The organism is Nocardia sp. No.11 (assembly GCF_038752175.1).
Taxonomy (GTDB): Bacteria; Actinomycetota; Actinomycetes; order Mycobacteriales; family Mycobacteriaceae; genus Nocardia; species Nocardia canadensis.
The window spans coordinates 1-13983 of record NZ_JBCGFB010000014.1 but is presented as its reverse complement, the minus strand read 5'-3'; the positions used below and the strand labels follow the sequence as shown (position 1 = coordinate 13983).

At 70.5% G+C, this 13983-nt stretch carries 11 protein-coding genes and 1 pseudogene; 4 read left to right on the top strand and 8 right to left on the bottom strand.

Annotated features, from left to right (window positions below; genetic code table 11):
• Positions 1 to 2 precede the first annotated feature (2 nt).
• Positions 3 to 1496: a chlorohydrolase family protein gene (locus tag V8688_RS06845; protein WP_342800434.1), complete on the top strand. Its 1494-nt coding sequence runs from the start codon at positions 3 to 5 to the stop codon at positions 1494 to 1496.
• Positions 1497 to 1549: 53 nt separating this feature from the next.
• Here the strand turns inward: V8688_RS06845 and V8688_RS06840 are convergent, their stop codons facing one another.
• Complete coding sequence (locus tag V8688_RS06840; protein WP_218718363.1) at positions 1550 to 2545, bottom strand: oxidoreductase; 996 nt, start codon at positions 2543 to 2545, stop codon at positions 1550 to 1552.
• A 52-nt stretch (positions 2546 to 2597) separates the two neighbouring features.
• Entirely contained in the window at positions 2598 to 3680 is a 1083-nt protein-coding gene (locus V8688_RS06835; RefSeq protein WP_218718362.1) for a DNA polymerase IV, read from the bottom strand.
• A 148-nt stretch (positions 3681 to 3828) separates the two neighbouring features.
• On the opposite strand from V8688_RS06835, the pseudogene V8688_RS06830 reads away from it, so the two are divergent.
• Positions 3829 to 4236, top strand: a pseudogene (locus V8688_RS06830) (PaaI family thioesterase); the annotation flags it as partial.
• Between the two features lie 240 nt (positions 4237 to 4476).
• On the opposite strand, the gene lon reads toward V8688_RS06830, so the two are convergent.
• Positions 4477 to 6942, bottom strand: coding sequence for an endopeptidase La (gene lon / locus V8688_RS06825; RefSeq protein ID WP_218718360.1), 2466 nt, complete (start codon positions 6940 to 6942; stop codon positions 4477 to 4479).
• Between the two features lie 64 nt (positions 6943 to 7006).
• Between lon and V8688_RS06820 the strand changes: the two genes are divergently transcribed.
• Positions 7007 to 7351 carry a hypothetical protein gene (locus tag V8688_RS06820; RefSeq protein WP_218718359.1) on the top strand — a complete coding sequence of 115 codons (345 nt, stop codon included), beginning with the start codon at positions 7007 to 7009 and terminating at the stop codon, positions 7349 to 7351.
• A gap of 89 nt (positions 7352 to 7440) precedes the next feature.
• Here the strand turns inward: V8688_RS06820 and V8688_RS06815 are convergent, their stop codons facing one another.
• Genes V8688_RS06815 through V8688_RS06805 form a run of 3 tightly spaced genes read right to left on the bottom strand, consistent with a single transcriptional unit; the run spans position 7441 to position 9487 of the window.
• Positions 7441 to 8514: a DUF3068 domain-containing protein gene (locus tag V8688_RS06815; protein WP_218718358.1), complete on the bottom strand. Its 1074-nt coding sequence runs from the start codon at positions 8512 to 8514 to the stop codon at positions 7441 to 7443.
• Positions 8511 to 8681, bottom strand: a complete 171-nt coding sequence (locus V8688_RS06810; protein WP_218718357.1) for a DUF2613 domain-containing protein — start codon at positions 8679 to 8681, stop codon at positions 8511 to 8513. The genes V8688_RS06815 and V8688_RS06810 overlap by 4 nt, the downstream gene beginning before the upstream one ends.
• A 29-nt stretch (positions 8682 to 8710) precedes the next feature.
• Positions 8711 to 9487, bottom strand: coding sequence for a hypothetical protein (locus V8688_RS06805; RefSeq protein WP_218718356.1), 777 nt, complete (start codon positions 9485 to 9487; stop codon positions 8711 to 8713).
• A gap of 84 nt (positions 9488 to 9571) precedes the next feature.
• On the opposite strand from V8688_RS06805, the gene V8688_RS06800 reads away from it, so the two are divergent.
• Entirely contained in the window at positions 9572 to 10183 is a 612-nt protein-coding gene (locus V8688_RS06800) for a TetR/AcrR family transcriptional regulator (RefSeq protein WP_218718355.1), read from the top strand.
• 306 nt (positions 10184 to 10489) lie between these two features.
• Here V8688_RS06800 and V8688_RS06795 read toward each other — a convergent pair whose 3' ends face one another.
• The gene (locus tag V8688_RS06795) at positions 10490 to 12283 is read right to left on the bottom strand and encodes a protein kinase (protein ID WP_342800433.1); all 1794 of its coding nucleotides are present in this window, start codon (positions 12281 to 12283) and stop codon (positions 10490 to 10492) included.
• A 16-nt stretch (positions 12284 to 12299) separates the two neighbouring features.
• Positions 12300 to 13983: hypothetical protein (locus tag V8688_RS06790; RefSeq protein ID WP_342800432.1), on the bottom strand; the 1684-nt coding region annotated here is incomplete at its 5' end.

Sequence of the window (13983 nt, the reverse complement as noted above, 5' to 3'; positions counted from 1 at the left end):
GCGTGCGACGAAGTATTCGCGCACGGCATGTGCTGGCGTATTCCGCCGAGCGCACCGAGGCCGCTGCGGCGGACTCGGCGGGTGGGCACGTGCTGCTCACCGATGCCGAAGTGGTGGTGGCGGGTTCACGCATCGTGGCCGTCGGGCCACGCGGCGCGGAACCGGCCGACGAGGTGATCGATCTCGGGAACGCGCTGTTGCTGCCCGGCCTCATCGATCTCGACGCGCTCGCCGATATCGACCACACGATTCTGGATTCGTGGCAGTCGCGCGAGCTGGGTCTGGGCCTGCACTGGTCACGGGACTATGCCACGCATCGACGGCGGGCGGTCTTCGACGCCGAGGAGCGGGCGTTCATCCGCGAATACAGCTTCGTCCAATTGCTGCTGCACGGAGTGACGACGGCGATGCCGATCGCCTCGGAAGTACACAGCGACTGGGCCGAGACGTTCGACGACGCCGTCGCGATGGCCGAGGCGGCGCAACGGCTCGGGCTGCGGGTGTACCTCGGCCCCGCGTATCGCGGTGGGGTCAACGTGGTGGACGCGGACGGCACGCGGTCCGTCTACTGGAACGACGAACTCGGCCGCGCCGGATTCGATGGTGCGGCCAGGTTTCTCGACTGGGCCGCGGAGCGCGGCTCCGATCTCGTGCACGGCACGCTGCTGCCGTGCCGGATCGAGACGCTCACCGAGGAGCTGATGCGGCGCACGGCCGAGCTCGCCTCGGCGAGCGGCGCCCTGGTCCGCCTGCACGCGCTCCAAGGATTGGTGGAGCGCGAGTTCATCCTGGAACGCTTCGCCGCACCGCCGCTGGAAGTGCTGGCGCGGACCGGACTGCTCGGGCCGAATCTGCTGATCCCCCACGGCATCTACCTCGACGCGCACCCGCAGGTCGACGCGGACACCGACCACGATCTCGGCACCCTGGCCGCGTCGGGGGCCACGATCGTGCACTGCCCGCTCACCTCGGCCAGGCACGCCTCGGCGCTGGACACCTTCGACCGCTACCGCGCGGCGGGCGTGCGGATCGCGCTGGGCACCGACTCCTTCCCACCGGATCTGGTGCGCGGCATCGACATCGGCGTCACCATCGCCAAACTGCTCACCCGTCGGCTCGACGGCGCGACCTACGGCGAGTATCTGACGGCGGCCACGCTCGGCGGCGCGGACGCCCTACGACGCCCCGACCTGGGCAGACTCGCGGCCGGGGCGACCGCCGACCTGGTCGCCTTCCGCCTCGACGATCCCCGCGACGGTGTCCTCGATGATCCGATCCGCACCCTGTGCATGAACAGCACCGCGCGGGCGGCGGACTTCTCGATGGTCGCCGGACGAATCACCCTGCGGGACGGCGCGATTCCCGGCATCGACCTGTCCGCGATGTCGCGCCGCGCGCAAGGGCTGTTCGATCGGATGCGCGCGGCGTACTCCGAGCGCGACTATCTGCGCAGGCCGGTCGAGGAGCTGTTCCCTCCATCGTTCCCGGCGAAGTAGGGCTGCGCGACGCTCGGTACGCCGTCGACAGCCGACGGTGTGCTCCGGTCCGCTCAGAACTCGCCCGCCACCCCGATCACCGTGCGACCGGAATGGGTGCCGTCCTTGATCGATCGCAGCACTCGGTCCACCTCGGTGATCGGGGCGAACGACTCGATCGTCGAGAGGTGCTGCGGGCGCAGCTCTTTGCCCAGTGCGGTCCACAGCGCACGACGCTTCTCGATCGGCAGGAACACCGAGTCGATGCCGAGCAGGCTGACACCGCGCAGGATGAACGGCAGCACGGTGGCGGGCAGTTCGGCGCCGCCGGTGAGGCCGCTGGCCGCGACGGCGCCGCCGTAGCCGATGGCGCTCAGGACGTGGGCCAGGGAAGCGCCACCGACGCTGTCGACCGCCGAAGCCCAGACCGCCTTGTTGAGCGGGCGCGGCTTGGCGTCCGGGTCCAGCGGGAGGCGGCCGATGACCTCGTTGGCACCCAGCTCGGCCAGCAGGTCGCTCGCGTCGGTCTTGCCGGTGGAGGCGATGACCTCGAAGCCGAGGCCGGAGAGGATGTCGATGGCGACGGTGCCGACGCCGCCGGTCGCTCCGGTGACCAGGACCGCGCCGTCGTCGGGGGTGAGACCGTTGTCGAGCAGGGCCTGCACGCTCATCGCCGCGGTGAAGCCTGCCGTGCCGATCGTGGCGGCGTCCCTGGTGTCCAGGCCGTCCAGGCGGACCACCCATTCGGCGGGCACCCGCGCGTACTCGGCGAAACCACCGTTGCGCGAGACACCGAGCTCGTAGCCGTGCGCGATCACCTGATCGCCGGGGGCGAAGTCGTCGGTCTCGGACGCGACCACCTCACCGGTGAGGTCGATGCCGGGCACGATCGGATAGTTGCGCACCACGCCGCCGCGCGGCGTGATCGCCAGGAGATCCTTGTAGTTGGCGCTCGAGTAATGAACCTTGATCGTCACCTCGCCCTCGCCGAGGAAATCCTCCCCGACCTGCTCACGAGCGAGCACGATCCCACCGTCGGATTCACGGGCCACCATCGCGGAGTAATCCATGGGTCCGAGCATACGAGGCGAACCAGCGCACCGGCAGACCCCGCCGAGGGGCTCAACCGCCCGGCGCGTCGGGCGGGAGGAGTTCGAGGCGGACGCCGAGGAGGCGGATGGGGCGGTCGAGTTCGAAGCGGTCGATGATGGCCAGGGCGGTGTCGACGATGGTGGCGACATCGGCGGTCGGTTGGGGGAGTTTGCGCTGCTTGCTGCGGGTGTAGAAGGTTTTCGTGCGGACCGTGACCGCGACCCGGGTGCTGATGCGCTGGTGCTCGATCATCTCCTCGGCGACCTCGGTGGCCAGGCGCGCGACTTCGCGGCGGATCTCGTCCGGGTCGGTCAGATCGTGCGGGAAGGTCTCGGACTTGCTGCGGCCCACCGGTATCCGCGGGGTGGTCGAGAGTTCGGTGTCGCCCTTGCCGTGACCGAGGACCCACAGGTAGGGGCCGGTGTTCGGGCCGAACTCGGCGGCCAGGCGCTGCCGGTCGGCGGCCATCAGATCGGCGACGGTGACGATGTCCAGCTCGGCCATCCGCTTGGCGATCCGGGCCCCGACGCCCCATAGCGCGTCGGTGGGGCGGTGGCCCATCAGCTCGGCCCAGTTCGCCGCGGTCAGTTCGAACACCCCGGCCGCCGCGCCCGGGTCGTGCTCGGGCTCGGCGGAGGTCTTGCCGGTCGACTTGGCGAAACCGGTGGCCAGTTTCGCGGTGAGCTTGTTGTCGCCGATGCCGACCGAGCAGGTCAGACCCAGCTCGGTGACGGCACGGCGGATCTCGGCGGCCAGCCGCCACGGGTCACCGTCGGTGGCCACGAACGCCTCGTCCATGCCCCACACCTCGACAGCCCCGGCGACCCGGCCGAGCGTCGCCATGATCTCGTCGGAGGCCACCTCGTAGGCGGCCATGTCGACCGGCAGGAACACGCCCTCCGGGCACTTGCGCTGCGCCATCTTCAACGGCATCCCCGCGCGCACGCCGAAGGCCCTGGCCGGATAGGACGCGCAGGTGACGACCTTGCGCGGCTGCGCCGGATCGCCCTCGCCGCCCACGATGACCGGCAGTCCGCGCAGCTCAGGACGACGCCGGAATTCCACCGCCGCCTGGAACTGGTCGAGATCGACATGCAGCAGCCACTGGGGCACGGGTGAAGTATTACCGCACGGTACCGACAAAACGGCGCAACCGGGCAGCTCGCGGTGCGGCACTGGCGTACTCGTCACCGCCCCAGGATGGCAATATCCGTAGCGCGCCAACCGATGTCATGACCGAGCTCGAAGAACGGAACACCCGATGCCGACCGAAGCCACCACCCTCGACCTCGACCTGGCCCGCCAGGTACTCGCCGCGCAACCGTTCGCCCGACTCGTCGGCACCGAACTCACGGAATTCGGGGACGGTGCGGCCACACTGGTGATCGAGATCCAGCCCGAGCACGGTCAGCAGTTCGGATTCGTGCACGGTGGCGTGCTGGCCTACGCGGCCGACAACGCGCTCACCTTCGCCGCGGGCACCGTTCTGGGTCCCAACGTGCTGACCGGCGGCTTCACCATCACCTACCTGCGTCCCGCCCTCGGCGAGCGGCTGCGGGTGCACGCCACCGTGCTCGGCGCCACCCGCCGTCAGGCCGTCACCCACTGCGACGTCTACGCCGAAACCGAGGGCGAGGAGCCGATCCTGTGCGCGGTCGCCCAGGGCACGACGCGACGGGTCGAGAAGGACCTCGAGCGGGTCGCGGAGGCGGGCGCCGACGAGGACACCGAGTTCGACGACGAGGACGACGACACCGACGACCAGGACAGCTACGTCACCGACCAACTGGCCATCGTCACCCCGGCGCCCGAGGAGGCGCCCGCACTGCCGCCGACCGTCAGCCGATAGCTCTCACGGACAGCGAACGGGCCGTGCACAGGTGGTGTGCACGGCCCGTTCGGTGGTGGGTCAGGCGCTGACGGCGAAGCTGCCGTCGGCGGCCGGTTCGGCGATCGGCTCGATGGCGTAGGCCAGGATCTCGGCCACGTCGGCGACGGGGCGGACATCCAGGGCGGCCAGCACCTCGGCCGGGACCTCGTCGAGGTCCGGTTCGTTGCGGGCCGGGATGAAGACGGTCTTCAGCCCGGCGCGCTGGGCGGCGAGCAGCTTCTGCTTCACGCCACCGATCGGCAGCACGCGCCCGTTCAGCGTGACCTCGCCGGTCATGCCGACATCACCGCGCACCTGACGGCCCAGCGCCAGCGACACCAGGGCGGTCACCATGGTGACGCCCGCCGACGGTCCGTCCTTGGGCACCGCACCCGCCGGGAAGTGGATGTGGATGTTGCGGTCCAGGACCTTCGGCTCGATGCCGATCTCCTCGAGGTGCGAGCGCACGTAGGTCAGCGCGATCTGCGCCGATTCCTTCATGACATCGCCCAGCTGACCGGTCAGGGTCAGGGCGCGCTCGCCCTCGGCGGCGTTGGCCTCGATGTAGAGCACATCGCCGCCGGCGCCGGTGACCGCCAGGCCCGTCGCCACGCCGGGGACGGCGGTGCGTTCCACCGAGTCCGGGGTGAAGCGGGGACGGCCGAGGTAGTCGGTCAGGTTCTCGACGTCGACCACGAGACTCGTCAGCTGACCGGCCGGCTGCGGACCGGACTCGATATCGATGACGTTGTCGTAGCCGAGCCCCGGGTCGTACCCGAGCACGGCGCCCTCGCCCAGCGCGCCCTTGTCGACCAGGGTGTTCTCGTCGGCGGCATCGCCGGTGACCAGGCGGGTCGCCGCCTTGCGCAGGGCCTTCGCCACCAGGCGCTCCATCTGGCGCACACCGGCTTCCCTGGTGTAGTTCGCCGCGATCTCGCGCAGCGCCGCGTCGGTGATCGAGACCTCCTCGGCGGTCAGCGCGTTGCGTTCCAGCTGCCGGGGCACCAGGAAGTCGCGGGCAATGGCCACCTTGTCGGCCTCGGTGTAGCCGTCGACGGTGATGAGCTCCATGCGGTCCAGCAGGGGGCCGGGAATGGTGTCCATGACGTTGGCGGTCGCGATGAACAGGACGTTCGACAGGTCGAGGTCCAGGTCGAGGTAGTGATCGCGGAAGGTGTGGTTCTGCGCGGGGTCGAGGACCTCGAGCAGCGCCGCCGCCGGGTCGCCGCGGAAGTCGGAGCCGACCTTGTCGATCTCGTCCAGCAGGACGACGGGATTCATCGACCCCGCCTCCTTCACCGCACGCACGATCCGGCCGGGCAGCGCGCCCACGTAGGTGCGCCGGTGGCCACGGATCTCGGCCTCGTCGCGCACGCCGCCCAGGGCGACGCGAACGAACTTGCGGCCCAGCGCCTTCGCGACCGACTCACCCAGCGAGGTCTTGCCGACACCGGGCGGACCGACCAGCACGAGCACGGCACCCGAGCCACGTCCGCCGACGACCTCCAGACCACGCGCGGCCCGGCGCGCACGCACGGCCAGGTACTCGACCATGCGGTCCTTCACCTCGTCCAGACCGTGGTGATCGGCGTCGAGCACGGCGCGCGCGGCCGAGACATCGGTGCTGTCCTCGGTTTTCACCGTCCACGGCAGGTCCAGGACGGTGTCGAGCCAGGTGCGGATCCAGCCCGATTCCGGGCTCTGATCGCTGGCCCGCTCGAGCCTGCCGACCTCGCGCAGCGCCTCGGCGCGCACGTTCTCGGGCAGGTCGGCGTTCTCCACGCGGGTGCGGTAGTCGTCGGCGCCGTCGGGTTCGTCCTCGCCGAGCTCCTTGCGGATGGCGTTGAGCTGCTGGCGGAGCAGGAACTCGCGCTGGCTCTTCTCCATGCCCTCGCGGACGTCCTCGGAGATCTTGTCGGTGACCTCGACCTCGGCGATGTGGTCCTTGATCCACTCGATCTGCTTGGTCAGGCGAGCGGCGACCTCGGGAGTCTCGAGTAGTTCGCGCTTCTGGTCGTTGGTCAGGTACGGGGCGTAGCCCGCCGTGTCGGCGATGGCTTCGGGCTTGTCGAGCTGATTGACGATGTCGATGATCTGCCACGCCTCGCGCCGCTGGAGCACCGCGACGACCAGCTTCTTGTATTCGGCGGCGAGCTCGGTGGTGCGCGCGTCGGGAGCGGGCTCCTCGACGAGTTCGGCCTCCACCCACAGGGCGGCGCCCGGCCCGGTCACGCCGTGCCCGATCCGCGCCCTGCGCTCGGCCTTGAGCACGGCGGCGGGCGCGCCGCCGCGCATCCGTCCGACCTGCTCGATCGTGGCCACGACGCCGTAGGACGCGTACCCCTCGTCGAGGCGGGGCGCGACGAGCACAGCGCCGGTCTTCCCGGCCTGCGCGGCGTCGATGGCGGCCTGCGCGGATTCGTCCAATTCGATGGGCACGACCATGCCCGGCAGCACGATCGGATCGGTGAGGAACAGCACCGGCAGGTTCTGAGCTGTAGTCATATCGACCCTTCCAAAGTTGAGCTTTGCTCACTCAACCCAGTCGGATACCGGTTTGTTCCGACCCGTGCCACGGTTCACTGACGGCGAACATCCGGACCCCGGCCGCGCGCCCGCCGAGCTGGCCGACGCGTGTCACCAGGTGTTCGTGCCGCTGTTCCGGAACGAGCATGTGGTCGCCGCGGGACAGCGCGTCGATGCCGAACGGGCCCGTGCGACCGGCCGGTGGCTCATCCGGCGGGGCACCGATCGCTGCGCGGTGACCACCGGGCTGGCACTGCTCGAGACGGCGCCCGAGGACGGCGACATCCCCATGTTGCAGACGATCGGGCTGCTGTCGGAGAGCTTCGCACCGCTGGTGGTCGACGCCATGGCGCGTTGCCGGAGCGAACTCGCTGTCAGGGCCTGCTGAACCGGCCGGACTGGTCCGCGTTCGGGCCGTGAAACAACGAAGCCTCCCCGGAGGGATCCGGGGAGGCTTCGTTGTGCAGGGGAACCGAGCTAGAGGTTCGTGGTGCGGAGTTGTTCGGTGGGCGGGTCGTAGGTGCGCCGGGCGGCGGAGCCGCCCGCGCTCAGGACGCCGAGGACGGCGCCGGCGATGAGCAGGATCGCGCCGAGGATGCCCAGGATGATCGGCAGGGTCTTGCCGAACAGGTCGAGCTTGTCGAGGCTCTTCTGGGTGACGGCCATCTGGGCGTCGATGGTCTCCTCGTCGAAGACCAGGTGCGACTTCAGCGCGGTGACGTCGATCTGGTTGGCGCTGCGGCCGTAGAACAGGTGGATCTGCTCGCCGCCCTTGAGGACCGCGCCGGTCTTCGGCTCCACCCACAGGTCACGGGTGTTGGTGTAGAAGCGGGTCATGGTGACCGGCTCGTCGCCCTCGAGGCCCCACTTGGCGGCGGGGAGGGTGAGCTTGTTGGTCGCGGCGGGCACCACGTCGTTCATGTTCGTCACCGGGATGGACTGCCGGAAGTGGTAGACCGGGACGCCGTTGATCTCGGACTCCTCGACGAAGTCGATGGGCCGGGTGGCGCGGGCGTTGGTGTCGAAGTACGGGTAGGACTTCTTCTCGGTGCCGATCGGGAAGCGGTACTGCAGACCCTGACGGGTCAGCGCGTCGGCCACCGAGGCGCCCGACTTGTCGACGGTGACCGCGAGGGAACCGTTGGGCGAGGTGGCGACCGGCTCGCCGGTGACGCGGTCGATGGTGACCCGGTCGATGGAGGCGGTGAGGATGCCGGTGTCGCCGTCGCGGTCGTCGCGACGCAGGGTCTGGCCGGCCTGGACCGTCATCTCGTCGGCGCCCGAGGGCTCCTCGACGGTCAGGAAGCGCTGCGAGACCACGGGGACGTTCTTGTCGATCTTGGCCGCGCCCTCGGGCGAGGTCAGCGACTTCGCGTCCAGCACCAGGCTTTCCTCGCCGGGAACGCTCTTGGCGACGGTGGTGATCCGCAGATCCAGCGGGGTCTTGGCGACCTTGTCCACGGTGTAGGTGGGGATCATGACGGCGGCGGCGAGCAGCAGCGCGCCGAGCCCGACGAGAATGCAGGCGATGAGCCTGCGCCCGTTGCTCATCGGCTTCCGTACTGCACGTTGCCCAGCACCGACGAACCGGGATCAGCGGTCGTCTCGGGGGCGGGGATCGAATTCTGTTGCGCGCCCGCGGTGATGCCGAGCACGGCAATCACCCCGAGGATCGCGCCGGCCAGGCCACTGACCAAGCCGGGGACGGCAAACTTCATTGAACGAAACTCCAATACGTGGCGTCGGCTCAGGCGACGGAGAAGAACCCGAGGGTCGGGGCGAACGAGCAGGTCCGGTCACCGTCGGCGGTGGTCGTGGTGAGCGAACCGGTGATCACCGCGGCGACCCGGCCCGAGCCGGTGTCGGCGATGGCGGACAGGGTGGCCGGCCCGTCCGGGTTGATCCCGGCCGCGGTGGTGAGCGGCTGGGTGCCCGTGCGCCGGTTGTCCAGGTTGACCCACTGCACCGTCATCGGCGGGTTCTGCGCGACGGTAGGCGTTTTGGTACCCAGCGCGGTGAAGACGAAACCGGTCTGGCCCGCGGCGGGCCCGGGCGGCGGCAGCTCGGCCGGGCCGGGTACGGCCAGCGCGGTGCCGACGGAATCGGAGGTCGGGCCGATGCAGCCCTTGCCGATGGTCGGGTACAGGAACTGCGCGATCCGCGGGCCGTCGGACGGCGGGAGCTCGGGGCCGCCACCGCCGCTGCCGTCGAGGAAGGTGATGACCTTCTCGAGGGTCGCCTTGACCTGCGCGGGAATGCCGGGCGTGGCGAGCAGCACGCGCGCCTGAGCCAGGATCGCGGCCTGCGCGCCGTCGGCGATGGGGGCCGGCGCGGAGACGGCGCTTACGATCGACGGTGCCAGCGCGGCCAGCGTCTCGGAGGGAACGTTCTCCGCGATCGCCGGGACGCTCGGCTGAGCCGCAGGCCGCGGGGCAGCCATGGTCGATGCAGGTGCGGCGAGTGAGGCACTCACCGCTAGTACGAGAGCGGACAATGCGGTCCGCGAGCCTCGGGTGCGCAGCACTGGTCAGCCGTCCTTCTTTGTGGGGATTGGTTGGAGCAGCCCGGAAATGTAAGTGTGATCCGGGGTTTCAGATACATTGGAGAGGTGACTACAGCGGACAGACGGTATGGGGGTCGTACAGTCGTCGCGCGTAAAGCCGAACGGCGCCAGCGGTTCCTGGAAGCAGCGACGCGAATCTTCGCCGAACGCGGGTACCCGACGTGCTCGCTCGCCGAGGTGTGCGCGGCGGCGGGACTGTCCAAGCGGCAGTTCTACGAGGAGTTCGAGACTCGCGAGGACGTGCTCATCGCCGCCTACGACCGCATCCAGGACGACGCCGCGGCCGCGGTCGTCGCCGCGGTGGTCGAGCACACCGAACCGGAGCCGGCGCTGCGCAGCGGACTGGCCGCGTACCTGGAATCGCTCGGCTCCGACCCGTACCGCGCACAGGTGGCGCTGATCGAGGTCGTCGGAGTCAGCGACCGGATGGAGAACCATCGCCGCGCCCGCAGGCACGCCTGGTCGGCGCTGATCGAGACGGCGCTGGCCGCCAAGGGGGTGCGGCTGCGCGGCGACGCGGAGCTCACCACGGGCTTGCTGACCGGCGCGGTCAACGGCGTCGCGCACGAATGGCTGCTGCGGGAGTCGCGTCCGCCGGTCGGCGAACTGGTCGATCTGCTGACCGCCGCCGCGCTCACGCTGGTGGACTGGGGCTGATTTCCGCGCAGCCGTCGGGAGGGTGGCAACTTCGCGCTCTTGCCGCTCGCTCAACCCACTCCCTTTCCGGACATTGTGAGACCGGACGGCTTCACAGTGTGGGACGAGAGTCTGGCATAGTAGTGACCCAGATAGCAACGGCTGGAAAGTTGAGATCGGCATCACCAGGGGTGATGTGTTGGTCGGAGGTCCAGACAAGCTCGTGGTGGTAGTGAACCACCACCAGCCGCGCGGGGTGCCCGGTTCGCCGTTTCGATCCCGTTTCGAGGTGGTCGGCAACTGGTCGGCAATCGTCATCGCGAGTGGTCAGGACTTGCGCAGAAACCCGGTGATGGTGCCACCGAGCAGCCCCGGCGTGCGGTAGGTGAGGGTGCCGTCCGAGCCGAGGGTGACCGTCGAGGTCGCACCGTCGTCCACACAGCCACTCGCGCTCTTGCCGGTGAGTTTCGCCCGGAAGACGAGGCCGTCGGTGGTGGCCTCGACCAGGGTTTCCGAGCGCTCGCAGCGCTCGCCGGAGAGCGTGCCGGTATTCGACGCGGTGGCCACCTTCTGCCCGACCTTGCCGTCGTTGATGGTGAGGGTGATGTCGAAGCGCACCGGCCCGTCGGTGGCCTGCCCCTGCCAGCTCCCCACGAACGCGGCGGGGACCGTCGACACCGCCGCTCCGGTGGCGGGCGGGAGCTCGGAGTCTTCGGTGCCGGTGGAGATCGACGTCGAGTTCGCCACGCTATTGCCGTCCGATTGACCGCGCAGCTGGACGCCGATCAGGAACGCACCCCCGGCCACCGCCAGCGCTACGACCACCGCCGCGGCCACCAGAGCGTTGCGCCCTCGGCGCGAGCGGGCAGGCGGTGCCTGCCAAGGCGCGTGGGTACCACCGGTGATGTCACCGGCCGGCCCGCTGACAGTCGCGTAGCCCGACTGTTTCGGCCCGCCGCTGTCGGCAAAGGACGTGCGCCGACCGAAGCCCGTCGCAGTGCCGGACAGCGGTGGAGTCCCGGTGAACCCCGCTCCGGAGCCGGGCGGCGGCGTTTGACCGTCGAGGCCTGCCGCCTTTCCGGGCGACGATGCCGGTCCGCTGAAGTTCGCAGCGGCACCTGGCACCGGTGTCTGCCCACCGGAACCCGTGGAGCCGGGCAAGAATGCCTGACTACTGGTGTTCGACCGAGACGGGTGAGGTGGCGTGCTGGGACCGGCAGGGCCGTCGACCGGGCCGGAATCGAGGTCAAGCAGGGCGACCGCGCGCCTGCTGACGTCTTCGAGGACCGCCGGTGGTAGCCAACCCGTGCGCTCGGGCAGACCGATGGCGGCGAACTCGGCGAGAACTTGCCGCGGAGTCGGGCGGGCGGCGGGGTCCTTGGCGACGCAGGCGGCGACCAGGGGACGCAGCCGCGCGGGCACGCCGTCGAGGCGGGGTTCCTCGTAGACGATGCGCCACAGCATCTGCACGATCTCGGCGGTGCCGAACGGGCCGTGACCCGACGCGGCGAAGGTCAGCACGCCGCCGAGGGCGAAGACATCGCACGCGGGGCCGAGCGCTTCGCCGGTCACCTGCTCCGGACACATGAAACCCGGTGAGCCGATGACCTTTCCGGTGGTGGTGAGCGCGGTGTCCTCGACGGCGCGCGCGATACCGAAGTCCACCACCTTGGGCCCGTCGACGGCCAGCAGCACGTTCGACGGCTTCAGATCGCGATGCACGATGCCCGCGTCGTGGATGGCGACGAGCGCCTCGGCCAGCCCGTGCCCGAGGGCGAGCAGCGACGGCTCGGCGAAGGGCCCGAACCGCGACACCGCGTCCGAGAGCGCGAGTCCGGCGACGTATCCGGTGGCCAGCCACGGTGGATCGGCGTCGACATCGGCGTCGAGGACCGGCGCCGTGAACGCCCCGCCGACCCGGCGCGCGGCGGCCACTTCCCGGCGGAACCGGGTCCGGAACTCGGGGTCGCCCAGCAGGTCCGGCCGGATCACCTTCACCGCGACCGTGCGTCCGCCCGCGTTGCGGCCCAGATACACCTTGCCCATGCCGCCGGCGCCGAGGACACCGAGCAGCCGGTACGCCCCGATCTGGCGTGGATCGTCGCTGCCGAGCGGTTGCATGGCGTGGTCCTTCGTATCAGCCGAGGCGGGAACGGGTTTCGGTCAGCAGGCCGGAGAGCGGGCCGTAGGCCGGGTGGGTGTCGTCGAGTTCGGCGACGGCGCCCGCGAGGACCTTCTCGGCCTCGGCGGCGCGGTCGAGGCCGAGCAGGATTCTCGCCTGGTCGTAGTCGGCGCGCACGGCCCGATCGACGACCTCGATCGCGCGGAACCCGGCGGCCGCCGCTTCCGCGCGGGGCAACGCGTCGGGTAAACGAGAGGCGGAGTGCAGGATTCGAGCGGCGTTGTGGTCGAGCCGGGCCCGGTGCCAGGTGAGCAGATCGGCGTCCGGTCCGGTCGCGGCGAGCTCGGCCAGTGCGGCATCGGCGACGTCGACGGCCGCCACCGCGCCGTCGGAATCCCCGGCCCAGTGCAGCGACAGCGCGGCGCTGTAGCGGCAGTAGGCGACCCGGATCGGATCGTCGACCCGGGCCGCCACCTCGGCGGCGAGGCGATAGCGTTCGGCGGCCTCGGCATCGCGGTCGAGCGAGTCGAGCAGATCGGCGGTCTCGGCGAGCACGTAGGCCTCGTCACCGAGATCGGCGACGGCCCGGTCGAATTCGATGATCGCGTCGTACACGGCGAGTGCCTGATCGTGCTCGCCCAGCGAGCGGTGCAGACCGGCGAGCAGGTAGCGACAGCCCCGGGCCGGGCCGCCCGCGCCGGCGCGATCCAGCGCGAGGATCGCCGACTCGGCCTGTTCGGCGGCATCGAGCAGCTGCCCGGTCGACCGGTAGCCGATGGCCAGATCCCATCGCGCGTACGGGACCTGGGGCAGGTCGACGGGCGCGCCGATCGCGATCGCGGTGAGCAGCTCGCCGACGGCCTCGGCGGCACGGTCCAGGTGCAGCAGCAGATCACCGCGGCGGGCGTAGACCGCCATCCGGAATCCGATCGGTGTGTCGGTATCGAGCAGCGGCATCGCCTCGTCGAGCAGCGTGAGCGCGGTGTCGAACTCCGCTGCGGACCGGCGGATTCCGGACAGATGGTAGAGCGTGGTCGCGGCCCGCAACGGCAGGTTCGCCCGATGGAAGGCGGAGATCGCCGTGCGCGCCGCGGCGTCGGCGTCGTCGATGCGGGAGTTGTTCTCGGACAGATACATCCGCTGCCTGGCGACGTCGCCGATCAGCTCGTCGCCGCCCGACGCGGCTGCCTCGGCCGCGGCGCGGTCGAGCAGCTCGGGGAGTTCGGCGGCATCGTCGTCGGCCAGCAGGCCGCGGTCGAACAGGTCGAGCAGACCGCCGGACAGTCGCAGGATCGCGCCGGCCCGGACAGCCGGATCGGCGGACGCGCCCAGGTGCGCGAGCGAGGCACGCAGCAGCGATGTCGCCTCGGCGGGATCGCCGTGCCTGCACAGGTGCGCACCGAGGCGGCCGAGACCCCCCTGCCTGCGGTCCTCGTCACCGGCGGCGGTGTAGTGCTCGATCGCTCGGCGCAGCAGGGATTCGGTCTCGTTGCTGTCGCCGTGCCGGGCGGACTCGCGCGCCAGGACGGCCGCGCGCCGGCCCGCCAGCAGGGGATCGGTGGGCTCGGCGGCCTCGGTCAGGCGCTGGGCCAACGCGGTCACCTCGACGGTGGCGTCGCGCTCCTGGCCCAGCTCGGCCCGGTCGATCAGCTCGGCCGTGGTCAGGGCGGGGAGTGCGATCGGGGCGGGCGCGGGCTCG